Source organism: Vibrio penaeicida, assembly GCF_019977755.1.
Taxonomy (GTDB): domain Bacteria; phylum Pseudomonadota; class Gammaproteobacteria; order Enterobacterales; family Vibrionaceae; genus Vibrio; species Vibrio penaeicida.
Genome location: NZ_AP025144.1, coordinates 2937992 through 2960714 on the forward strand (window position 1 = coordinate 2937992; position 22723 = coordinate 2960714).

23 protein-coding genes are annotated in these 22723 nt (G+C 45.8%); all 23 read right to left on the bottom strand.

Features of this window, described 5'->3' with window-relative positions; translation table 11 throughout:
- Positions 1–6: 6 nt before the first annotated feature.
- The 23 genes from LDO37_RS13100 to LDO37_RS13210 all read right to left on the bottom strand — a co-directional run bounded on the left by LDO37_RS13100 (position 7) and on the right by LDO37_RS13210 (position 22645).
- Positions 7–729, bottom strand: coding sequence for a protein phosphatase CheZ (locus tag LDO37_RS13100; protein WP_101112791.1), 723 nt, complete (start codon positions 727–729; stop codon positions 7–9).
- Positions 730–788: 59 nt separating this feature from the next.
- Positions 789–1157 (bottom strand): chemotaxis response regulator CheY, encoded by a 369-nt coding sequence (gene cheY / locus LDO37_RS13105; RefSeq protein ID WP_000697871.1) that lies wholly within the window; start codon positions 1155–1157, stop codon positions 789–791.
- Positions 1158–1201: 44 nt separating this feature from the next.
- Entirely contained in the window at positions 1202–1936 is a 735-nt protein-coding gene (locus tag LDO37_RS13110; RefSeq protein WP_101112942.1) for an RNA polymerase sigma factor FliA, read from the bottom strand.
- Positions 1929–2816 carry a MinD/ParA family protein gene (locus LDO37_RS13115; RefSeq protein WP_101112794.1) on the bottom strand — a complete coding sequence of 296 codons (888 nt, stop codon included), beginning with the start codon at positions 2814–2816 and terminating at the stop codon, positions 1929–1931. The genes LDO37_RS13110 and LDO37_RS13115 overlap by 8 nt, the downstream gene beginning before the upstream one ends.
- Before the next feature lie 13 nt (positions 2817–2829).
- Positions 2830–4290, bottom strand: coding sequence for a flagellar biosynthesis protein FlhF (gene flhF, locus LDO37_RS13120; RefSeq protein ID WP_399481237.1), 1461 nt, complete (start codon positions 4288–4290; stop codon positions 2830–2832).
- Positions 4291–4345: 55 nt separating this feature from the next.
- Entirely contained in the window at positions 4346–6439 is a 2094-nt protein-coding gene (gene flhA / locus LDO37_RS13125; RefSeq protein ID WP_126608661.1) for a flagellar biosynthesis protein FlhA, read from the bottom strand.
- Between the two features lie 119 nt (positions 6440–6558).
- Complete coding sequence (gene flhB, locus LDO37_RS13130) at positions 6559–7689, bottom strand: flagellar biosynthesis protein FlhB (RefSeq protein WP_126608660.1); 1131 nt, start codon at positions 7687–7689, stop codon at positions 6559–6561.
- Between the two features lie 24 nt (positions 7690–7713).
- Positions 7714–8496, bottom strand: a complete 783-nt coding sequence (fliR, locus tag LDO37_RS13135) for a flagellar biosynthetic protein FliR (protein WP_101112815.1) — start codon at positions 8494–8496, stop codon at positions 7714–7716.
- Positions 8497–8504: 8 nt separating this feature from the next.
- Positions 8505–8774 (bottom strand): flagellar biosynthesis protein FliQ, encoded by a 270-nt coding sequence (gene fliQ, locus LDO37_RS13140; RefSeq protein WP_101112817.1) that lies wholly within the window; start codon positions 8772–8774, stop codon positions 8505–8507.
- 12 nt (positions 8775–8786) lie between these two features.
- Positions 8787–9656, bottom strand: coding sequence for a flagellar type III secretion system pore protein FliP (gene fliP / locus LDO37_RS13145; protein WP_101112819.1), 870 nt, complete (start codon positions 9654–9656; stop codon positions 8787–8789).
- Positions 9643–10026 carry a flagellar biosynthetic protein FliO gene (fliO, locus tag LDO37_RS13150; RefSeq protein WP_126608659.1) on the bottom strand — a complete coding sequence of 128 codons (384 nt, stop codon included), beginning with the start codon at positions 10024–10026 and terminating at the stop codon, positions 9643–9645. Before fliO ends, fliP begins: the two co-directional genes overlap by 14 nt.
- 2 nt (positions 10027–10028) lie before the next feature.
- The gene (gene fliN / locus LDO37_RS13155) at positions 10029–10436 is read right to left on the bottom strand and encodes a flagellar motor switch protein FliN (protein ID WP_101112822.1); all 408 of its coding nucleotides are present in this window, start codon (positions 10434–10436) and stop codon (positions 10029–10031) included.
- A 10-nt stretch (positions 10437–10446) separates the two neighbouring features.
- Entirely contained in the window at positions 10447–11526 is a 1080-nt protein-coding gene (gene fliM / locus LDO37_RS13160) for a flagellar motor switch protein FliM (protein ID WP_101112824.1), read from the bottom strand.
- Between the two features lie 7 nt (positions 11527–11533).
- A complete protein-coding gene (fliL, locus tag LDO37_RS13165) occupies positions 11534–12028 on the bottom strand; it encodes a flagellar basal body-associated protein FliL (protein ID WP_126608658.1) in 495 nt (164 codons plus the stop codon).
- Positions 12029–12064: 36 nt separating this feature from the next.
- Positions 12065–14200, bottom strand: a complete 2136-nt coding sequence (locus LDO37_RS13170) for a flagellar hook-length control protein FliK (RefSeq protein WP_126608657.1) — start codon at positions 14198–14200, stop codon at positions 12065–12067.
- 146 nt (positions 14201–14346) lie between these two features.
- Positions 14347–14790, bottom strand: coding sequence for a flagellar export protein FliJ (gene fliJ / locus LDO37_RS13175; protein WP_101112829.1), 444 nt, complete (start codon positions 14788–14790; stop codon positions 14347–14349).
- 11 nt (positions 14791–14801) lie between these two features.
- On the bottom strand, positions 14802–16124 hold the full coding sequence (gene fliI, locus LDO37_RS13180) for a flagellar protein export ATPase FliI (RefSeq protein WP_126608656.1): 1323 nt from the start codon (positions 16122–16124) through the stop codon (positions 14802–14804).
- Positions 16124–16924: a flagellar assembly protein FliH gene (gene fliH / locus LDO37_RS13185; protein WP_126608655.1), complete on the bottom strand. Its 801-nt coding sequence runs from the start codon at positions 16922–16924 to the stop codon at positions 16124–16126. Before fliH ends, fliI begins: the two co-directional genes overlap by 1 nt.
- 54 nt (positions 16925–16978) lie before the next feature.
- Positions 16979–18031 carry a flagellar motor switch protein FliG gene (gene fliG / locus LDO37_RS13190; RefSeq protein ID WP_126608654.1) on the bottom strand — a complete coding sequence of 351 codons (1053 nt, stop codon included), beginning with the start codon at positions 18029–18031 and terminating at the stop codon, positions 16979–16981.
- On the bottom strand, positions 18024–19763 hold the full coding sequence (fliF, locus tag LDO37_RS13195; RefSeq protein ID WP_126608653.1) for a flagellar basal-body MS-ring/collar protein FliF: 1740 nt from the start codon (positions 19761–19763) through the stop codon (positions 18024–18026). The genes fliG and fliF overlap by 8 nt, the downstream gene beginning before the upstream one ends.
- Before the next feature lie 15 nt (positions 19764–19778).
- Positions 19779–20090, bottom strand: a complete 312-nt coding sequence (gene fliE, locus LDO37_RS13200; protein ID WP_101112839.1) for a flagellar hook-basal body complex protein FliE — start codon at positions 20088–20090, stop codon at positions 19779–19781.
- A 99-nt stretch (positions 20091–20189) separates the two neighbouring features.
- Positions 20190–21605, bottom strand: coding sequence for a sigma-54-dependent transcriptional regulator (locus LDO37_RS13205; protein ID WP_101112841.1), 1416 nt, complete (start codon positions 21603–21605; stop codon positions 20190–20192).
- Entirely contained in the window at positions 21605–22645 is a 1041-nt protein-coding gene (locus LDO37_RS13210) for a sensor histidine kinase (RefSeq protein WP_126608652.1), read from the bottom strand. The genes LDO37_RS13205 and LDO37_RS13210 overlap by 1 nt, the downstream gene beginning before the upstream one ends.
- Positions 22646–22723 lie beyond the last annotated feature (78 nt).

Sequence of the window (22723 nt, forward strand, 5' to 3'; positions counted from 1 at the left end):
TAACCCCTAGAAGCCAAGACTCGACAGCAAGTCATCAACATCGTCTTGTGAAGCGACAGCGTCTTCACGCTCGTGAGCGTTAATAATTGGGCCTTCTGCTTCGGCACCATTCTTCGCTTTGTCCTCTTCGTGCTCGTCTGTTTGTTGCTCAACACCAAAGGCCGTCAAAATTTCGACAAGTCGGTCTTCTACCTCACGAACTAAGGTAATGACACGTCGGATGATTTGTCCAGTAAGGTCTTGAAAGTCCTGAGCCATAAGAATTTCCGTTAATTGGCTTCTCAACTCAGAGCTATCCCCCTCAACCTGGGTCATCAGTTCATCGATTCGATGGCAAAGAGATTTAAACTCATCCAGCTCAATACGCCCGTTCATAAGCCGGTTCCATTGAGGGCGAACCAGCATTAAATGCTCATGCAGGTTGTCTGCCATTGGAAGAGAACGTTCGACCGCGTCCATAGTTTTATTTGCAGCGGTTTCCGTTTTTTCTATCACATACTCTAGACGATCTCTCGCATCAGGGATCTCATCTGTAGCGATTTCATTCATTCGCTGATCGACTTTGAATTGCGTTAAAGAATCGTGCAATTCCCGAGTCAATGTTCCAATTTCATGGATCACTGGATTCTCGATAGTCTTTGAAATAGATTTGACGAGATCGTTAGCTTCTTGTTGCTTGTCGCCTTCCAACAAGCTAACCAACTCTTTCGCTTGCTCTAAAGAAATCATTCTACTTTTGCCCTTTCAACGCCTCTGTATGTGTGTTTGTTATAAGCGTAATAATGGCTTTACAAACGCTCGAAGATTTTATCTAGTTTTTCTTTCAGCGTTGCAGCAGTAAAAGGTTTGACGATGTAGCCATTAACCCCTGCCTGTGCTGCTTCGATAATTTGCTCGCGCTTGGCTTCAGCAGTAATCATCAAAACAGGAAGGTGCTTAAGCTCATCATCAGCTCGAATATTCTTAAGCAGGTCAATGCCTTGCATACCAGGCATATTCCAATCCGTTACGACGAAGTCAAATTCGCCTTTCTTGAGCATTGGTAAAGCGGTAAGACCATCATCAGCTTCCTGAGTGTTGTTGAAACCCAGGTCACGAAGTAGGTTCTTAACAATACGGCGCATTGTTGAAAAGTCGTCAACAATGAGGATCTTCATGTTTTTATTCAAAATTGCCTCCACTGAGGTCGAAGTCAGTGTTATTACTCGTTAATTGTCCACGCACTAAGCTTAGCTCGTAAACGTTGCATAGATTGGCTATGTATTTGACTAACGCGAGATTCGCTGACATCTAATACTTCCCCAATTTCTTTTAAATTTAGCTCTTCATCGTAATAAAGCGAGAGAACTAGGGCTTCCCTTTCAGGAAGAGTTTTAATAGCTTCAATAAGGGCATGTCGGAAAGATTCGTCTGCTACCCCTTTGAATGGTAGGTTATCTTCGGACGCTTCGTGTGGAGATATTGCATCTTCTGACACACCAAGGTCTTCAATTCCTACCAGTCGTGAACAGTTTATATCAGTTAGCGCATTATGGTACTGTTCTAGCGACATATTTAAGTGTTTGGCTACTTCTGCATCAGTTGGATCACGGTTTAATTGTGATTCTAGCTCATTTATCGCCTGACTGATGCTTCGATTGTTCTTATGTACCGATCTTGGTACCCAGTCACCACGTCGCATTTCATCTAACATAGCGCCGCGAATCCTAATACCAGCATAGGTTTCAAAGCTTGCGCCCTTACTTCCATCGTAGTTTTGCTGAGCTTCAATTAACCCTATCATTCCTGCTTGAATCAAATCATCCACCAATACACTAGGTGGCAATCGACCAATGAGATGATGGGCAATTCGCTTTACAAGATCGGAGTAACGCTCCAAGAAAGCCGATTGGCTTCCTGGGTTACCAAATTGATCGTATGTCAGCGCCTTAGTCACCAAAAGGCTCTCCTGCTACTTCTCTGTTATTAAGTAAGCGTTCAACAAAAAACTCTAAATGTCCACTCGGAGTTTTAGGAATTGGCCAAGTTAATGCTTTGTTTGCTAACGAACTGATAGCCAATGCAGCCGGAGAACGCGGAAATGCGTCCACCACAATCTTCTGCTTTTTCACCGCCTGACGTACTTTATCATCAAGAGGGATACAAGCGACGAGCTCGAGACTAACATTGAGAAATCGTTCTGTGACCAAGGTCAATTTTGCAAACAATTCTCGCCCTTCACGGTAACTTCTTACCATATTGGCTACAATTTTAAAGCGTTGAACCTGATGTTCACGACTTAATAGTTTAATCAATGCATAGGCATCTGTAATGGATGTAGGCTCGTCACACACCACAATCAAGACATCTTGAGCTGCACGTGAAAAACTTACGACCATATCTGAAATACCTGCCGCGGTATCAATCAGAAGTACATCCATATCTTCTTCAAGAGAACCGAAAGCACGAATTAAACCAGCATGTTGGGCTGGTGACAACTCTGTCATGCTTTGAGTACCCGAAGTAGCTGGAATAATTTTTACGCCAAAAGGTCCTTCGACCATGGCGTCTTTCAGCTCGCATTCTCCAGCCAATACATGCCCTAGATTTCTTTTTGGTCGAATGCCTAGCATTACGTCAACGTTGGCTAACCCGAGATCGGCATCCAACACTACAACTTTTTTGCCTTGACGCGCCATTGAAAGTGCTAAACCAAGTGTGACATTTGTTTTACCAACACCGCCTTTACCGCCAGTAACCGAAATTACTTTAGTAAGAGTTGGTTGCGTTAAGCGACGGAGGCCGCTGGCTTGATCTTGTATCATATTTTTATTCATAGTAGTCCGCCGCTTAAAGTCCTTCCGATTCACTATTCCAATAGTGAGGTTCATCTTCCGCTGACTTCTCTAGCAACTCATTTGCTTTTGCAAGCATATACTTAGGTTGAGCTATCACAATATCCTCTGGCACCCTTTGTCCGTTGGCAATGTAAGCCACAGGGATGGCATTTTGAATAACCACGCTGATAACCTCTCCTAAGCTCAGGGACTCATCTAACTTGGTCAAAATACAGCCAGAAAGAGGAATCCGTTTAAAATGGTCGATGGTTTCTTGCAGCACTTTTCGCTGTGCTGTTGTAGGTAAAACGAGATAGCTGCTAATCACTTCACCGCTTTCCTGCATTAACGTATCTAGCTGTTCGGAAAGTCGTACATCTCTTTGTCCCATACCAGCTGTGTCAATTAAGATAAGTCTTCGATTTCTAAGCTGATATATGACTTCGGCAAGTTGTTCAGAATCTTTAGCAACTCTTACCGGACAGCCCATAATTCGACCATAAATCGACAGTTGTTCGTGTGCACCGATACGATAGGTATCTGTTGTCACCAACGCGACATTATCGGCACCGTACTCCATGGCAGCTCGCGCAGCCAGTTTTGCTACAGTTGTTGTCTTACCCACACCTGTAGGTCCGAGCAAGGCCACAACGCCACCGCGTTTTAAAATATCTTCACGGGGAATGGTTACTTGATCTGAAATCAGACCTAACAAGGCTTTCCAAGCATGTACTGGTGGGGTGTCTTCAGGGATGTAGCATGCCATTTGATCTGCAAGCTCCTGAGAAACCCCCATTCGCTCCAATCGCTTTATCAACATGGCTCTTAGAGGCTCACGACGCTCAACCTCTTGCCACATTAATCCAGAAACTTGGTGCTCAAGTAGACGGCGAATAGACGTCATTTCTTCACGCATGTTCTCCAGTTCTTCTGGATTTCCATTGTCGCGCGTGTCGCGTTCGCCTTTATCGTATCGAGTCGGATCTAACTTAGGTGCGCGCCTGTCTGTGGAAGAATCATCTTTGAGTAACCGAGATAACCCAGACTCTTCGGCAAGCGAGCGTCCAGAGGCACCCATTCCAGAAGGTGAAGAAGAGCGACGGCGATCGTAAGGTTCTGAGTCTTTGTTTGAAGATTGACGCTTTAATAGCGCTTCCAATGAATCTGCTTCTGTGCTTTTTTCTGAGTCAGCTTCTTGGCTGTACTGCTTTAACATGTTGGCAAAACGGCGAGTCATTGAACCGCTACCCTCGCCTATGCTGACTTTGTCATCTTTTAGTTCTCTTCTCGGAGACGACATTTGTGAATAGTCGTTTGAGCTACGAGAAGCGCTAGAATCTCTATTTCCATTTTTTGCCGCGCTGTCGCCGTCGATCGCCGCAACTATTTCGACGCCGCCAGTCACTCGCTTGTTAGACATGATCACAGCGTCCGATCCAAGTTCTTCTTTCACTTGAAGCAGCGCACCGCGCATATCTTTGGCAAAAAATCGTTTAATTTTCAAAATCGCTTTCCAAATCTAACAATGTTTAGTTTCCGACGGCCTGAACAATTCTAATTTGCTTTTCATCCGGTATTTCCTGATAGGAAAGTACTCTTAAGTTCGGGATGGTGTTCTTCACAAATTTTGCGAGCGTTGTTCTTAATACACCTGATGTCAGTAATACTGCTGGCTCACCCTTGAGCTCTTGGTCATGTGTGGCTTGGCTCAACGAGGACTGCAATCGCTCTGCTAATCCTGGCTCAATGCCTGCCGACTCTCCACCTGACGCCTGCATAGTTTGATGCAATATTTGTTCCAACTCAGGAATTAAGGTAATTACTGGCAATTCTGGCTCTATCCCGTTGATTTCCTGAACGATTAGTCGTTTCAACGAAATTCGAACCGCAGCGGTAAGTATGTCGGGTTCTTGACTCTTTGATGAATACTCGGACAGAGTTTGAACAATGGTGCGAATATCTCGGATAGGAATGGCTTCATTGAGCAAGTTTTGTAGCACTTTAACCACCACACCAAGCTGAAGCTGGTCCGGTACAAAATTCTCGACCAATTTCGGTGCATTTCTTCCCAGCATTTCCAATAGATTTTGGACTTCTTCATGACCAATTAACTGCGAAGCATTGTTTGTGAGTAGCTGGCTCAAGTGAGTCGCAAGTACGGTTGACGAATCGACAACGGTATAACCTAGAGCCTGAGCGGTTTCTTTCTGATCGTCTTTCACCCATACGGCTTCTAAACCAAATGCAGGGTCAATGGTGGCTTCACCCTCTACGACGCCATAAACTTGACCAGGGTTAATCGCCAACTCTTGATCGGCACGAATTTCGGCTTCACCTACTGCCACGCCCATTAACGTTATGCGGTAACTGTTTGGTGGCAGTTCGAGATTATCGCGAATGTGGACAGCAGGTATGAGGAAACCAAAATCTTGTGATAACTTTTTGCGGACACCTTTTACGCGCTCAAGCAGTTCTCCACCTTGGTCCCGGTCAACTAGCGGAATCAAGCGATAACCAACTTCCAATCCAATCACGTCTACAGGCTGAACATCGTCCCACGACAGTTCTTTCTGAGAAACAGGCTCAGCTTCTTGTTTCGCTGGAGTCTTCGGTTTATTCGCTTCTTCTTTCTGTTTTTTGTTGATGTAGTAAGCACCACCACCCGCGATGATAGCCAGCAGTAGGAAAGCAAAATGTGGCATTCCAGGCACAATACCCATAACCCCTAATATGCCCGCTGTGATCATGAGCGCTTTCGGGTTATCGAACATCTGGAACACCATTTGTTGTCCCATATCTTCGTCAGTATTTTGGCGAGTCACCATTATCGCTGCGCCAATCGAGAGCAAGAGCGACGGCAATTGAGCGACCAAACCGTCACCGATGGTTAGCAATGTGTAGATTTGAACTGCATCACCAAAATTCACGTCGTGCTGGATCATACCGATGGAGAGACCACCAATGATGTTGATAAACAAGATCAAAATACCAGCAATGGCATCTCCTTTAACAAACTTTGACGCACCATCCATCGAACCATAGAAGTCAGCTTCTTTGGTCACTTCAAAGCGCCGAGTCCTGGCTTGCTCCTGATCGATAAGCCCTGCGTTCAAATCGGCGTCAATCGCCATTTGTTTACCTGGTAATGCATCCAAAGTAAATCGAGCACTTACTTCTGAAATTCGCCCTGCACCTTTGGTGACAACCATGAAGTTAATGATCATCAAAATAAGGAAGACAACCAAACCAACAGCGTAGTTACCCCCAATAACAACGTTACCAAAGGCTTCGATTACGTTACCTGCCGCGCCTGGTCCTTCGTGACCATAGAGCAAAACAACACGAGTAGACGCTACGTTGAGCGCAAGCCTCATAAGAGTCGCGACCAGTAGGACCGTAGGAAACGCTGCAAAATCAAGAGGGCGACGAGTGTATACCGTCACTAACAAAACGACCATTGCGAGCGCAATATTGAACGTGAACATTAAATCCAGCAGAAACGGAGGCATGGGCAACACAATCATCGCGAGTGTCGCGAGGACCAGTACCGGAGCCCCTATTGCGGGCATTGCCCGATTACTCATATTGGGCAGTTTTTCTGCAAATGGCAGGTTCAATTTCATAAGAAGCTAAATAGAAGATTTATAAGTTAAAACGCAAGGTGAAGGCTATTATGCAAATTCCAGTCCATTTGAATAGTCAAAAATTTGTCTTATCGATAGATAGCGAGAGTATTGAATTATCAATGTCTTAAGTCTGGTGGAATCGGCATGTTCTTCTCTTTTAGTGTAGGGCGTTCTCCGCCTCGTTTTCGGAACTGCTTCAACTGGAATACATACGCAAGTACTTGAGCCACCGCCGTAAATAAACCGTCAGGAATTTGTTGTTCCAGCTCAGTGGAATGATAAAGTGCACGAGCAAGTGGTGGTGCAGGGACGACGTAAATATCGTGCTCTCTGGCGATTTCTCGAATTTTTAACGCGATATGATCGGTACCTTTTGCGACCACAATGGGTGCTTTGTCGGTTTTTTGATTGTAGCGAAGCGCAACAGAGAAGTGCTCTGGGTTGGTAATAATCACATCGGCCTGTGGAACATCTGCCATCATCCGACGCTGCGCCATTTCACGCTGAAGCATTCTAATGCGCCCTTTCACCTCTGGCTTACCTTCCGTCTCCTTGAATTCGTCTTTCACTTCCTGCTTAGTCATTTTTAACTGATTCGCGTGCTGCCATATTTGGAAAGGAATATCGATGGCCACCACAACCAGCAATGAGCAGCTAATAAGCAATGTGAAGTTAAGCAGAATGTCCAAAGCGTGGAATATATTGGCTGGGAACAAATCTAAACTCAGCTGAAACAGGTCTTTACGGGACGCTTGTATCAGGTAAAACGCAACACCCGCGACCAAAAGCACTTTCAAGATTGATTTAATCAATTCAACCCAACTCTGCATACCGACCATCCGTTTCAGGCCACTAAGTGGGTTCATTTTAGACGCTTTTGGCATCGCAGCTTCAACAGAAAAGCTGATCCCCCCCACTCCAGCAGCACCTGCTAAGGCTGCCACAAAGAGAGTAACCAAAATCAACAGGAGAGGAAGTATCAGGTAAACCATGGCTCCGAAGATAATCTCGATGAGCTTGCCAAAGTCATAGATTTCTTCTCGGCTCAAAGAGAATAGGCGTGACATCACCGTGAACAGCCCTCTTGCGAGAGATTCACCAAACCACATTAGCGCCACAGACCCAATCACTAAAACAGACACGGAAGCAAGTTCCTTAGAGCGGGCGACTTGCCCTTTTTCTCTCGCCTGTTTTAGCCGCCTGGGCGTGGCGTCTTCTGTGCGTTCCTGACCGTCTGATTCTGCCAAAAAAGCCTCCTAGTGCTTATTGACCTAACAATTCATATCGATAAGGCGGCAAATTTGCCCACGCCCTTCGAGCCAAATCAAGTCGTAGTGGGTAAACAACCCAGCGATGATATACCAACAAATCAGTAAACCGACTAACAAGGCAAACGCAAAACCGAGCGAGAATATGTTCAATTGAGGTGCCGCTCTTGTCATTACCCCGAACGACAAGTTAATGGTAAGTAGAGCGATAATACCCGACAACGACATGCTCAGCGCCATTTTAAACATAGTACCAAACCACAAAGCGAGCTCTCGGTAATCAACCGAATTCAACGCCCCTTGGCCGATAGGTAAAGCGGTAAAACTCATAACAACCAATTGGATCATTTGCAGATGACCATCAGTCGATAGAAAAAACATGGTCGCCAAAAACATGAATAACTGACCAAGTAAGGGCGTATTTTGTCCGTTTGCGGGATCGACCATAGACGCAAAACCCAAACTGGACTGCATACCTAGGATTTGACCCAATACAACAAACGTTTGCAGCATAAACTGAGTAACGGTCCCCATGGCAATGCCGATCACCAGTTGCTCAAACGTCGTTAAAAAACCTTGAAAAGACAATAGCTCGATATCTTCAGGAACAGCGGGAATAGCGGGCATTACCGCAAACGTAATAGCGAGACCTAGATACAAACGGATCCGGGTAGATACAAATCTTGCCCCCGTCACGGTCATGACCATTAACATCGCTGAAATCCGGCTATAAGGCCAGAAGTAGTTAGCTATCCAGTCGAGAATGATGTCTGCAGAAAACTCCATACCCGCCTCTAATGCAGAACAGTTGGCATGCGTTCAATCAGCTCGAAGAAAAACTCCATCAGCATACGTGTCATCCAATGCCCGAATAACATCAAAGCCAAGAGCGTGACAACTAGCCTAGGAAGAAAACTCAGTGTTTGTTCGTTGATGGACGTAGCCGCTTGGAAAATGGCAACAACCAAACCAATAATAAGGCTGGGAATAATGATTGCGCATACCATGACCAGAACCAACCATAGCGATTCTCGGAAAAGGTCAACGAACATTTCAGGAGTCATACATTCCCTCCGCTATATTGCAAAACTGCCAGCTAAGGTGGATAAGATGAGGTTCCAACCATCAACCAGCACAAATAGCATGAGTTTAAAGGGCAAAGAAACGATCATCGGAGAAAGCATCATCATACCCATAGCCATTAATACAGAGGCAACCACCAAGTCGATGACCAAAAATGGCAAAAAGAGCATAAAACCGATCTGAAACGCGGTCTTCAACTCCGACGTTATAAATGCAGGGATAAGAATACTCATCGGCACGTCTTCGGGGTTATTTACCTGAGCCCCTGAGATATTGACGAATGTTTCCAAATCTTTAACACGCGTCTGCTTAAGCATGAAGTCCTTCATAGGTACTTGAGCCAAAGTAAACGCATCACGAGCGGTAATCTGTTCATTTACATATGGCTGAATGGCTTCATTATTTACTCGGTCTATTACAGGGGACATGATGAAGAAGGTGAGAAAAATGGCAATACCAATAATCACCTGATTAGACGGCGTTTGTTGCAAACCCATAGCTTGACGCAATATCGACATCACCACGACAATTCGGGTAAACGACGTCATCAAAATCACCATTGCAGGCAAGAAGCCCAACAATGTCATTAAGGCCAAGACTTGTAAGTTTATCGAGTAATCTTCAGTACCATCAGGGTTCGTAGTCACCGTTATCGCTGGAATACCACTTCCGGGAGCACCACCTGAGATAAACGCACTTGAAGAGCCTGTTGCAGTCTGTGATTCCGCCACCGCAATATTTTGCGAACCTACCGCATTCGTCGGAATTGTACTCGCCAATTCTTCCTGCGCTACCACCGAGGTCGAATGGCATAAAAACAGAAACGCTGCCAGTAAGGCAGCGATAAAATTATTTTTTTTCATCTTTTTTCAATAACTGACTAAGTTGTTGGGCGAAGGGTGCCGACACGGGTTGTGCGTCTTCGACAGGCTTGTCCAGTTTAGAAACCAAATTTATAGAGTTCGCGGTTATGCCTACGAGAAACTGCTCTTCTCCGGCCTGCACTATCACTAGCCGTTCTTTTGTTCCAACAGGTAGCTGGCGAACTATTCTTAGCCCATCTTGCCCCATCATACTAGGCAAACGCATTCGCTTTAATGCCCATGCCAATATGAAAATAATCGCGATAACAAAGAGCAAAGATCCCAGTGTTGCAGCCATATCTAACTGACCAGCACTGGAGGCCAATGCCGGCACAGGCAGAAACAACCACCAGCCAAAGAGTTTTTTCATGGCTACCTAAGTTTCTTGATTCGTTCAGTTTGGCTAATAACGTCGGTTAGACGAATACCAAACTTGTCGTTCACCACAACGACTTCACCGTGCGCGATCAAAGTTCCATTGACCAGTACATCCAGTGATTCACCAGCAACTCGGTCCAATTCAACAACGGAACCTTGGTTCAGTTGTAATAAGTTACGAATGCTGATTTGTGAACGCCCAACTTCCATCGAAATTGTGACGGGAATATCCATGATGGTGTCGAGTTTACGACGCTCATCTTCAGAAATCGGAGCTGGCTCATTAGACAATTCTTCAAGGGGAGCCGCTTCAACATCATCATCGCCACCAGATGCTAACGGGTCTTCGCCTAATGCAGCGGCCCATTCATCTGCCAGTTTTTGATCTTCGTTTGGATCCATACTCAATCACCTACTCATTTGTTTCTGGCGAGATTTCTTCAAACTCATCGCCACTATCTAGTTCTGATTCCATGTCATTGCCAAGGAATACCAAATCGGATTTAACCACATCTGGACGCTTAATTTTTTCAGAAACCTGCACAGCCAATTTATCACCGGAGCGACCCATTTTAACTCGGTATGTTGGCAGTTCTTCTACAAACATTGTCGCGTTCTCAGGCATCTCAATTGGGATAATGTCGCCAGGTCTTAGTTCCATCAAGTCGCGAAGGGAAATATCCCGCTCCAACAAGTTCACTCGGAAATTGACGGGAACATCCATAATTTCTTCTTTTAGCGCCGAGCTCCAACGTACGTCAGTTTCCATCTTATCGGATTGAACACCGGCATCTAAGAGCTCACGGATCGGTTCAACCATGGAGTACGGCATCACAACATGAAAATCACCGCCTCCACCATCCACTTCAATATGGAAGCTGCTCACGACGATCACCTCAGTCGGGCTCACGATATTCGCCATACTTGGGTTTACTTCTGAATCCAAATACTCAAATTCAACGCCCATAACAGGTGACCACGCTTCTTGATAATCTGCAAATACGATTTTCAGAAGCAGTTGGATAATTCGACGTTCCGTCGGTGTAAACTCTCGCCCTTCGATCCGAGCATGGAAGCGACCATCACCACCAAAGAAGTTTTCCACCAAGATAAAAACTAATCGCGCTTCCATGGTAATAAGCGCTGTACCTTTAAGTGGTCTAAAACGCACCATGTTCAAACTGGTTGGTACATAAAGGGTGTTTTGGTATTCACCAAACTTCACCATTTGTACACCGTTAATCGATACCTCTGCGGTTTTCCGCAGCATGTTAAACAAACTTATTCGAAGGTGCCGAGCAAAGCGCTCATTGATGAGCTCCAAGGTCGGCATTCGACCACGAACAATTCTGTCTTGAGACGAAAAATCATAGTCGGATGTGTTCTCGGGGGACCCACCACCGGCATCAAGATCATCATCATCTCCGTCATCTACATCATCTACACCATGCAGTAACGCATCAATCTCATCTTGGCTTAATAAGTCTGTCACAGGATACCTATTGCATTACGAAGTCAGTAAACAGCACTTTCTCAATGACAGGCTGCCCTACTAGCTGACTCAAAGCAGCTTTAATATCGTCAGTTGCCTGATCACGTAGCTGCCCACGACCTAAAGGAGTACGAAGTTGCTCAGCAGTAGCGACTCCAAACGTAGAAAGAAGGGTGCTTTCAATCAGAGGAGAATGGTGTTTTGCCGTTCCCTCATTTTCGCTCCCTCTCACCATAATTTGGACTTTGATTTGCACCAATCTGTCTTTCTTATCCCCTGTAACGTTAAATACAAACGGCTGTGGGATATTGACATAAGAAGCGGGTTCATTAGTGGGAACTGCTGCTTCTTCTGCTACTGGAGTTTCTTCTGCAGGATCGGATCCCATCAAGAAAAAGGCTGCGCCACCGCCACCAGCAAGTAAAACGACTACCGCTATGATGATGATCAGGAGCTTGCTTTTTCCTTTGGGCGCGTCTGCGTCTTGTTGTTCTTCTGCCATAAACGTCTCGGTTAAATAGAAGGTTAAGTTATAATGTTAAGCGTAAAAACTGATTCCATCACGGTTTGGTTTCACATCAACGTTAACTTCGAGCGATTCGTCACCCTCTGAGCCAAATTCGCTATCAATGCCATCGCCATCTTTACCTTTTCCGGAACCCTGCCCCGCAACATACTGACTTTGTTGCTGTTGTCCTGCATTTTGCTGCTGAACGGACGTATCTGCAAGCTGTAAACCTTGTTGAGACAACATTTCTCTCAATCTGGGCATTGCTTGTTCAACAATGTCTCGGGTTTGTTGGTTCGCAACCGTAAATTGAACCGACGCAATGTCGTTATTCATCGTCATGCGAATTTGCATTCGCCCTAATTCTGGCGGGTCTAAGCGAATGTCGACATTTTTGAGGTTTTTAGACAGCATCATCTGAACACGTTCGGCGAGCTGATCACCTGCCGCGGCACCGTCTCGAGATAACTGTAGTGGTGATTGCTGAGTGGTTGCTACAGCTTGCCCCTCTGCTTTAGCTTGTGCCGCGGTTAAACCTTGTTGCGACGCGACACCAGCGAGTTGTTGGGAAAAATCAGCTTTTTCGCCATGACCATTTTCATTGCCTTTAGCCAGTTTAGTCGCGCCTAAAACAGCTGCACTTCCGGCTACCGATGCTGCTGCCACATTACTGGTTTGAGTCGCTGCACCAGCCGTCATGCTTTGTGCAATCATCTGCTGGTTCATTGCTGCGGCATTGATTTCTTGTGGCATAATTTGTGTCGCGGAAGCCGCCGCCATTCTATCGGCTGGCAACGGAGTCGACGTTGGATTTGCTAAATGGGCAGCAAGAGCTGCGCTAGCGGCCATTTTGGCATTGTTTGTAGACTCTATCGCGCCTTTCGCTGCCTGTAATTCCGCTTTGCTCATCTCTGAAGATGTTGTTGTCCACATTGGCTCGGTATATTGACCTTGAAGTTGTTCAGAAGCCGCCAGTGGTTGGCCATCAAACGATGTCTCTGAAGCTACCTGATTTGCGATAACTCCGGCTCCAACGGCACTGGCTTGAGCACCTTTCAAGTCAACCTTTTGAGTATCTGAAAACGTTGTAGCAAGCTTAGTATCAGAATCCATCGCTGACTGAGTCGCTGTATTTTGTGTCCAGTCAATCTGTGCGTCTTGAGGGCTTTGGTTAGCGTGTTTCAAACCGTTTTGACTGACTGCGCTATTAGCGGTTGCTGCACCTGCAAGCTGCGCATCTTCACCACTTAGCTCGGAAGTACCTTGGACCATTCCTGCTTGTCCAGTCTTATGTAGTGACTCGGCTCCACTTTGTGCCCCATCAACAGAGAGGTTTGACATTGCTCCAGCTGATGTTTGTGCTATTTGACCTTGGTTGGCAACAATCATGCCTCCAGAAGCCATGCCTCCTGAAACGGCGACCGCGCCTTTCACAAAGTCACTGCTTGTTTCATCTGTCACTTGCGAAGACGAAAGCTTACTCGTTTCTGCTGATGCTTTATCAACAGTAGCTGCGCCTATTCCGTTAGAAGCGTCGACATTAGACTGTTGAAGGTATTTGGATTTTGCGTCTGCTATATCTTGCTCAGAAATAGCCTTTTCATTTAATGGCTGACCTGCCGCCCCTGCGACAACCGCAGAATTTTGTGGCAACTTGTTGCCATTGGAATCGATGTTTTCAGCTGAATTAGCGTCGGTTGGAGTGTCTTTTGTTTTTAAGGCTTTATTTGAATCGTCGAGCCGACCAAGCAAGTCATTCCCCTCAGTCATAGTTTGGTCAACGTTTTGTTTTTTAGCGTTTTTTACATCGCCAGCTACGTCTGAGCTTTCCTCAGAACTTGATAGAAGCTTGTCGACAGATTCTTCTCCACCAGCTTCATCTGTCGATACTGCCGCCACCGCGGCAACCTTTGATGATTCAGAGCCTTTGCCTTCTACATTCTCTGTACCTAGCTCACCTTTTGTTTTACTAGACTCTTCTGAACCATCTACTTTGATTTTTTTACTTGATTCAGTGGGCTCAGACTCAGATGAAAAGACAGATTTTAGCGCGTTAAGAAACCCTCCCGATTCACTTTCTTTTGCAGAATCAGTAGATTGGTTGGATTTTCCCAGCAAATAGGATTTGCTTCCGGATTCGTTCACTGACAGAGGATTTTGGCTCATAAACACACTCTCTATGCGTTGGTTCACTCTAGTGACCAACTGCGTCACGATTAACAGTCGACTTTCGGCGATTCAATTCAGTTTATATAAGTCAGAAAGTTTGCAAAAAATGAGCCAATTTGAATTCATATACTCTAGTTACAAGACTAAAATGAACTTTTTCTACGAGCAAATTGCAAAGTGGAAAACTCATCCATTTGTCTTTGCTCTACTTTTTCTTGCTGAATGCGCTTATCCTTTGCTTTTTTTTCAATCATCCACTCATAAGAACGACGGGTTTTACGAGTCTCCAACCAGTGTTCTTCACAATTATTGACCTGTGAAACAAAGTGTTCTTCTGCAGCTTTTTGCTTAGCTAAGGTTTCATCTAGCTGAGTTAAGAATCGATTTAAGTGTCCATACTCACTCGCAGTAAGCCCACCTTTTCCTCGCTCTACCAGCTGATTGCAATAATCCAATCTGTATTTTTCTATTTGCTCGACTTGGCGGTAGTAATCTTCAAGCTCTGCTCTCGACTTATTGAGAGCAAGCACGGACTGAGATTCTTTATCTTTCGCCTGTTCAAGTAAAAACTCTAGAGCATTATTCACTTATTCCTCTCTTAAGATGGCTGCAATATACTGCGAAGCATATTCACACACATTTCATATGGGACCGCTTCTCCCATACCCTGCTGCGCGTACTCATCCAATTTAGGTTTGAGAGTAAAAGCGGTATCAATCGCTGGGTCTGTTCCTGGTTTGTATGCACCAATAGAAACAAGATCTTGGTTTTTACGACAAACTGAAAGCACCTGACGTACGGCTTTCGCCATCATCATGTGTTCATCTGTTGTGATTTGAGGCATAACACGGCTGACGGATTTCTCGACGTCAATCGCAGGATAATGACCAGCATCAGCCAACTCGCGTGACAACACGATGTGACCATCCAAAATGGCTCGCGACGCATCGGCGATCGGGTCTTGTAAGTCGTCCCCTTCCGTTAACACGGTAAAGAAGGCAGTAATCGACCCCTGATTATCATCACCATTACCAGCACGCTCAACCAGCGCTGGTAACTTAGCGAATACCGATGGCGGATAGCCTTTGGTCGCTGGCGGCTCGCCTACAGAAAGGGCAATTTCACGCTGTGCTTGGGCAAAACGCGTTAATGAATCCATTAGCAAAAGAACATCTAACCCTTGATCGCGAAAGTATTCCGCAATGGTCAGCGCTGTCTGACACCCTTTCAAACGCATAAGAGGTGAAGAGTCGGCAGGAGCAGCAACAACGACCGAACGCTGGCGGCCTTCTTTTCCTAAGATCTCTTCAATGAATTCTTTTACTTCGCGCCCACGCTCACCAATCAGCCCCACTACCACCACTTGCGCGGTTGTGCCTCTCGTCATCATACCGAGAGTGACCGACTTACCGACACCGGAGCCAGCAAAGAGGCCAATACGTTGACCTTTGCCTACCGTTAGTAATCCATTTACCGCCTTCAACCCCACGTCCAGCGGTTCTGAAATCGGCTTTCGTGCCAATGGGTTTATGGGCTGACCATTGAATGAGGCTTTTTTCTCTGTATAGATATCACCAAGGCCATCCAGTGGATTGCCCACACCATCAATGACCCGGCCAAGTAACTCCATTCCAACCGACAAACCACTGTCAGTGGTAATTGGCGTTACTTTTGCGCCTGGTAGAACACCTGTAATTTGTTCACTCGGCATTAAATAAAGGCTTTCCCCTGAAAACCCAACCACTTCAGCTTCCATTTCTCCGCTGAGTGTTTCAACCTTACAAAGGCTACCGATAGGGGCTTTACACCCCGTTGCCTCAAGCGTTAAGCCCACCACGCGAACTAGCTTGCCGGAAGCAATGGCTTTCGTGGTTAAACCTTGGGTTTTATAATTGGAAAGTCTTTCTTCAAGAGCCAGCATTACACTTGCTCCTGATGCCGATTTGAACCACAGAAGGATTGAATGACTGAACGGATTCGTTCTTCCATTTTAAAGCTCACACTCGATTCGCCGGCCTCAATATGCACATCTCCTCGATTCAGAGATGGTTCACTGGATAACGTCCAGCTGCGATTTTTAAGTTCTTCCTCGCCGTAAGACGAAAGAACGATGGCCAAATCTTCGGGATTGAGTTTTATTGTGATAGCGTGACCCGCAATAGGCAGAGCTTCAACACTTTGACGAACCGTATCCAATATCACTTGTGGGTTCATCTGCACTTCTACGTGAACCACTTCTTTAACCATGGTGAGAACCATGTCTACCAATTGCTTTTCAACCTGAGCATTCATTAATTCAAGAGGTTGAGCAAATTGGCTTGCCAACGTCATAAAGTGATTTACTTGTTCTTCAATGTAAGTTTGACCAGCTTCAAGCCCCTCTTGCTTACCTTGCTCTGTACCCTCTTGATGACCTGCGGTAAACCCTTCTTCTTTACCTTTTTCGAATCCGTCTTGGTACCCTTTCTCTTGACCTAACGCCATGCCCTCTTGATAGGCGGCTTGCTTTATTTCTTCTATTTGTTCTTCGGTCAGTTCTACCGGCTCTTCAGCTTCGGGCGTGTCAAAGTTGGGGACCCAAGAAGGATCGTATTTGAGGGCGGTATCTTTGGCGTTAGCATTGGCATCACCTGTATAGTCAGGTAACCCCCACGCTTCCGCTTTTTCGGCTATGTCATCTTCATCCGGTCGTAGAAAGCCGCGTTTACGTTCTAATGACATCACACTACCTATTTTGAATTGTTCAAGCTGCGCTCACTAATTGAGCGTATGGGGTTATAGGAATTCGTCTGCGCCACCACCCAGCATGAGCTCGCCATTGTCGGCAAGACGTCGGGCAATCGCCAGAATTTCTTTTTGAGCAGCTTCCACATCGGAAACTTTTACCGGAGCCATCGCTTCCATGTCGTCGCGCATCATATCGGCTGCACGCTTTGACATGTTCTTGAATACTTTCTCGCGAAGACCATCGTCGGCACCTTTAAGCGCTCGTTGTAATACATCTTGTGGAATATCACGCAGCAATTTTTGAATACCGGCGTCGTCCACTTCCATCAAGTTTTCGAACACGAACATCAGATCTTGAATCTGAGTCGCCATGTCTTCATCTTGTTCACGGATTTGGTCCATCAAGATGCCTTCGACACTGTTATCCATGAAGTTCATGATTTCAGCGGCAGCCTTAGTACCACCAATCTTGGCAGCTTGCGCACCGGCTTGACCCGCGAACTGTTTCTCCATGATTTCGTTTAGCTCTGCCAATGCAGAAGGCTGAACTTCTTCTAAGTTGGCGATACGCATAACCAAGTCGAGACGATCACGCTCGGCAAACTGCGACAAGATCTCTGCAGATTGATCGGCTTCGAGATAAGAAAGTACGATAGTTTGAATTTGCGGGTGCTCGTTCACTATGATGCTGGCAACTTGACGAGGGTCCATCCATTTAAGAGAATCCAAGCCTTTCGAGCCAGTACCTAACAATATTTGGTCAACGAGGTTGTTCGCTTTGTCTTCACCCAGGGCAGCAACCAAAGCATTTCGCATAAAGTCTTCACTACCCATACCTATGTTGGTGTATTTCTGAATATCTTCCAGAAACGCGCGATGCACAACGCTAACTTTATCTGAGTTTAGATCGGCTGCCCTCGCCATAGCACTACCCACTCTTTGAACCTGCTTGGGTTCTAGATGACGAATAATGCCTGCGGCATCCGATTCATTTAGGCTCAAAAGCAATATCGCGGCACGTTCCTCTCCAGGAATCGACTCAATATCGATTTCCGAGCCTTTTTCACCGCCATCTTCTGTTTTTGCAACGTCGTTAGCCATCTTCTGACACCCAATTCTTCACTACTTGTGCTGCGAGCTCTGGTTCGTTTGCAACCAGTGCACGCACCGCTTTCAATACATCTTCATCTTTGTGCAGGTTAGGTAAGTCAATACCTGAACCAAATTCAAAGGCATCGCCCGCGTCGATATCACTACCAATCAAGCTGGTATCGCCATCCGCCGACAGTGGAAGTCCATCGGCACCAAATTCTGAATCCTCGTCCTCTTCCGAATGAGGGTTGATAAGTTTCTTCATCGCTGGGCGTACCAAAATCAAGATGATTGCGATGATAACCAGCGCACTTGCCAGCCAACGAATCCAGTCGTTGAAATTCGGGTGTTCCCAGATTGGCACATCCATCATGACTTCGGCTTCTGGTTCTGCAAACTTGACACTAAGAACGTTCAGCAAATCACCGCGTGTTTCATTAAACCCAACAGCACCGATCAGTACACTTCGAATGGCATCAATCTCTGCTTGAGCCAACGGTTGGTAAGTCACATCACCCGTTTCCGCATTAACGCTCGGTTTATGACGGATAGCTACAGACACCGTTTGGCGGTTTACGGTACCTGTTTGTCTACGTTCATGGCTAATAGTGGTATCTAACTCAAAATTTCGAGTGGCTTCTTTGTGAACAGAACCTTGCCCAAGCAAAGAGCCATCTTTCATCTGTTTCACATCTTGAGGGATGGACGCATCCGCAGGCGGCTGGTTTGAAAGCGCACCAGGTACACCGGCAACCACATTTCCGTTGTTGTAATCTTCTAACGTATATTCGCTGCGTGTAGAAGGTGTATTGGGATCAAATCGTTTGCGAGTTTGCTCCACAGCACTAAAGTCGAGCTCAATGTCTACTTGAGAGGTGTAGTTCCCGATACCCAAAATAGGGATAAGAACCGAATCGATTTTTTCTCGTAAAGCCTGCTCTTGCTTGCGTTCTAGTTCATGTTCTTTTCGGCGAGCTGTTGCCATTGGATCTTGCGACCCCGAGCTGAGCAACCGACCATGCTGATCGGTTACGGTTACTCGTGTCGGCTTCATGCCAGGTACGGCGCTGGATACCATGTCGACAATGGAATCCACTTCTTCTTGCTTAAGAGAGTTTGTGGAACCAAGCGTCAAAAATACGGTAGCTGACGCTTCTTGATTATGGCGAACAAACACGCTTTGTTTAGGTAAGGCGAGTAAAACTTGTGCTTTACGAACTTGTCGCATTTGTTCGATAGCTTTACCAAGTTGTCTTTCTCGGCTGAGTTTCAAGCGTTCTTGCTCTAAACGCTGGGAAACACCAAACCCCATATCCTGCAGAAGAATGTCATCACCCGCTGGATCCGGTTGATTCAAGCCCGCTCGGGTCATGTTGAGTTTGATGTTGCTGTATTCGCTCACTGGAACACGAATCGTATTCCCTTCGAGGTTATAGTCAATTTTCTGTTGGTCAAGATAGTCAAGAACGGGGATCAGTTCTTCTGTCTCATATGTTCCTAGCGGACGTAACTCAGGTTCACGCACCCAAAAGAACACCATGACGATAAGCGCTACACATATTGAAATAGCAACAACCAAAACCACCTGACGCAATAGGTCTAGATCACCCATTGACATGTCAAACTTCGAGGAGCTTTGCTCATCTAAGTCTAGGTTTTGACTCTCGTTATCCAGGTCACTTCCTACTGCTACTGCACCACCATCGGATACCGCGAGATCTGTTGATTTGTCTTCAGCCACTTGTCACTACCTGTTTTATACTGGCATGTTCATCAGCTCTTTATAAGCTTCTACCAGTTTATTTCTTACTTGAATCGTCGCGTCAAAAGCCACGCTAGATTTGTTTCGAGCAATCATCACATCAGACAACGATACGTTAGGGTCGCCTTGGTCAAATCGAGTTGCTAGCTCTCCGGATTGCTTCTGTAGCGCATTAACGTTGTTTATGGCGTTATCCAATAGCGCACCAAAATCAGAGGAAACCTGCTGTCCTGTAGCGGGTTTAGTGGAGTTTGTCGCTTCAAGCATCATCGCTTGCATTTCCTGATTCATTCCACCAATTTTCATTGTTCACCTCTGTCGTCAATATTCTGACTTGTTACTGCATTCTATTCTTTGACGCTGCAATTAATATGCCACTAACCAGTGGCGCAAGTATGACGCTTATCAGTTAGGGATATCAATACCTGAATCACGCATTTTTGCTAACTTGTAGCGCAAGGTTCTTGGGCTGATACCTAGCTTTTCTGCCATTTCTTTTCTGCGCCCGTTACATTCTGCCAAAGTATCCAAAATAATAGCGTATTCCTGCTCTCTTAGCTCAGAACCTAGACCATCAGCAGAAGCTCCCATGGTTTTTGTGATCTCATTATCGGGTTCAGCAATAGGTTTAACGGAAGGTATGGCCACATCACCCGATTCAACAACGGCTTGCAAGCTGTTCGCATCTTCCCAATCAACACCTTCAAGTAGGATATGGTCGGACCCGATATCGCCTTGTTCGCTTAATATTAATGCTCGCTGGATAACGTTATCGAGCTCACGAACATTACCAGGCCAAGGGTACGAAACTAATTTTTGCAAAGCAGTAGCAGAAACGTTAGGAACCGGCATGCCTAATTTTTTACAATGGCGCTCCGCCAAATGTTTGGCGAGCGGCTCAATATCCCCCTGACGCTGGCACAGTGGTGGCCAAGCAATTGGGAATACATTCAAGCGGTAATACAAATCTTCTCGGAAATTGCCTTGAGCTACGTATTGTTTCAAATCACGGTTACTGGTTGCTAACACACGTACATCCAGTTTAATACTTTTACGGCTACCTAAACGTTCAACCTCCCGTTCCTGTAAAACACGGAGCAGTTTAGCCTGTAGATTCAAGTCCATTTCACTGATTTCATCTAGCAAAATGGTACCGCCTTGCGCTTGTTCAAATTTCCCTGGGCATGCCTGAACGGCACCGGTAAACGCCCCTTTCTCGTACCCAAACAGTGTGGCTTCCAGCATGTTATCGGGAATAGCGGCACAGTTGATAGCAACAAAAGGGCCATCACTTCGCTGAGATGCATTGTGTATGTATCGAGACATCACTTCTTTACCTGAACCACTTGGTCCGAGCACCATGACGTTTGCGTCTGTTCTCGCTACCTTATCCGCAAGGGCAAGCAATTTTAGGCTCTTCTCATCAGCAACGACGGCATCACCTTCATCATCACTTTTTACTGGGGCGTAACGGCTTACCATGTTGAGCAACACTTCTGGCGCAAATGGTTTAGCCATGTAGTCAATGGCCCCTTCTTTCATTGCTGCAACTGCATCTTCAATATTGGCGTACGCCGTCATCAACAATACAGGCAAGTTTGGCCAATGCTGTTTAATATTCCTAAGCAGCGCAAGCCCACCCATTCCTGCCATTTGAACATCTGAAATAACGATATCGACTTCTTCTGACTTCAGAATAATCAAAGCTTGTTCAGCGCAATCTGCTTCAACCCACTCGTAACCTGCTAAAGCAAGGGTGTCGACAAGAGCTTCACGTAGACCTTCATCATCTTCAACTATTAATACTTTACTTTGAGCCATCATTCTTCTCCAGAGTTTGTCGTTGCAAGGGGCAGACAGACAGTGAAACAAGCACCGTCTCCCGGCTCTGAAATCAGTTCTAACCTTCCTTCATGGGCGCGGCAAACCATTTGAACAACGGCGAGCCCTAACCCTGTACCTTGAGATCGGGTGGTAAAGAAAGGTTCCATAATTTTTTGCTGTAATTCAGGTGGGACACCAGGGCCGCTATCCTGAATCGAAATTTTTAATTCGTTATTTACTACTCGGAAATAGACATCTATTTGTGCCCCTTTTCCTGAAATTTGGATTGCGTTGATCACAAGATTGCTGAGCGCCGAAGCCACTGCATTTGCGTTACCCATCAACATTGCATCAGGGTTTTCCAATTCGAGATGGTAATCAATCGAACTGGTTTTGATTGCGGTTTCCACCATGGGTTGAAATTCGGTTCGCAAATCTTCAGCTGTAAATGGCTTAACGACCTTGTTGTCTCCACCTTTGGCAAACAACAGCATGTCGTTCACTTGCTTTTCGAGATCGTGTAATCGGTCGACCAATTTGGTTTGAAAGCGTTCACGCGTGGGAGCCGGTAGATTTGGCGCACCTAAATTGGAAGCATAAAGCATGGCGCTAGAAAGGGGCGTGCGTACTTGGTGCGCTAGAGATGCGACCATTCGCCCTAATGAAGACAATCGCTGTAGATCACCAACACGAGCTTGTAATAACCGAGTTTCGGTTAAATCCGTGATCAAAATAAGCTGTCCAGTTTGAGATGCAGAAATAGCGAGACGTACCTTACGACCATTTCGGAGCGAAATTTCATGGCCATCATCTTCTCGAGGTGCGAATGCGGCCTGAATAATTTCAAACCACTTCTGACCGACCAGAGGAACTTCAAGCAACCTTTCTGCTTCAGGGTTCGCTTCGTAAACACTGCCTTGTGTATCAAGTAAAATAACCCCAGCTGGCATCACATCCAAAACTTGTTTGTAACGCGCAACCTGATCTTCTAAGGATCCAAGTGCTGAGGTACTTTCTTGAATTTCTGATGGTGTCATGACAGGTTTCCGACTAAAAACAACAATAGCCTGTAATGCATAATGCATGCCAGGCTATTTGTCGTTAAAAATCAAAAG

Excerpts from the sequence above, each read along its gene's own strand:
- LDO37_RS13100 (WP_101112791.1), bottom strand. The coding sequence starts at position 729 with ATGATTTCTTTAGAGCAAGCGAAAGAGTTGGTTAGCTTGTTGGAAGGC.
- cheY (WP_000697871.1), bottom strand. The coding sequence starts at position 1,157 with ATGAAGATCCTCATTGTTGACGACTTTTCAACAATGCGCCGTATTGTT.
- LDO37_RS13115 (WP_101112794.1), bottom strand. The coding sequence starts at position 2,816 with ATGAATAAAAATATGATACAAGATCAAGCCAGCGGCCTCCGTCGCTTA.
- flhF (WP_399481237.1), bottom strand. The coding sequence starts at position 4,290 with ATGCGCGGTGCGCTGCTTCAAGTGAAAGAAGAACTTGGATCGGACGCT.
- flhA (WP_126608661.1), bottom strand. The coding sequence starts at position 6,439 with ATGAAATTGAACCTGCCATTTGCAGAAAAACTGCCCAATATGAGTAAT.
- fliR (WP_101112815.1), bottom strand. The coding sequence starts at position 8,496 with ATGGAGTTTTCTGCAGACATCATTCTCGACTGGATAGCTAACTACTTC.
- fliQ (WP_101112817.1), bottom strand. The coding sequence starts at position 8,774 with ATGACTCCTGAAATGTTCGTTGACCTTTTCCGAGAATCGCTATGGTTG.
- fliP (WP_101112819.1), bottom strand. The coding sequence starts at position 9,656 with ATGAAAAAAAATAATTTTATCGCTGCCTTACTGGCAGCGTTTCTGTTT.
- fliO (WP_126608659.1), bottom strand. The coding sequence starts at position 10,026 with ATGAAAAAACTCTTTGGCTGGTGGTTGTTTCTGCCTGTGCCGGCATTG.
- fliN (WP_101112822.1), bottom strand. The coding sequence starts at position 10,436 with ATGGATCCAAACGAAGATCAAAAACTGGCAGATGAATGGGCCGCTGCA.
- fliL (WP_126608658.1), bottom strand. The coding sequence starts at position 12,028 with ATGGCAGAAGAACAACAAGACGCAGACGCGCCCAAAGGAAAAAGCAAG.
- LDO37_RS13170 (WP_126608657.1), bottom strand. The coding sequence starts at position 14,200 with ATGAGCCAAAATCCTCTGTCAGTGAACGAATCCGGAAGCAAATCCTAT.
- fliI (WP_126608656.1), bottom strand. The coding sequence starts at position 16,124 with ATGCTGGCTCTTGAAGAAAGACTTTCCAATTATAAAACCCAAGGTTTA.
- fliH (WP_126608655.1), bottom strand. The coding sequence starts at position 16,924 with ATGTCATTAGAACGTAAACGCGGCTTTCTACGACCGGATGAAGATGAC.
- fliG (WP_126608654.1), bottom strand. The coding sequence starts at position 18,031 with ATGGCTAACGACGTTGCAAAAACAGAAGATGGCGGTGAAAAAGGCTCG.
- fliE (WP_101112839.1), bottom strand. The coding sequence starts at position 20,090 with ATGAAAATTGGTGGAATGAATCAGGAAATGCAAGCGATGATGCTTGAA.
- LDO37_RS13205 (WP_101112841.1), bottom strand. The coding sequence starts at position 21,605 with ATGGCTCAAAGTAAAGTATTAATAGTTGAAGATGATGAAGGTCTACGT.
- LDO37_RS13210 (WP_126608652.1), bottom strand. The coding sequence starts at position 22,645 with ATGACACCATCAGAAATTCAAGAAAGTACCTCAGCACTTGGATCCTTA.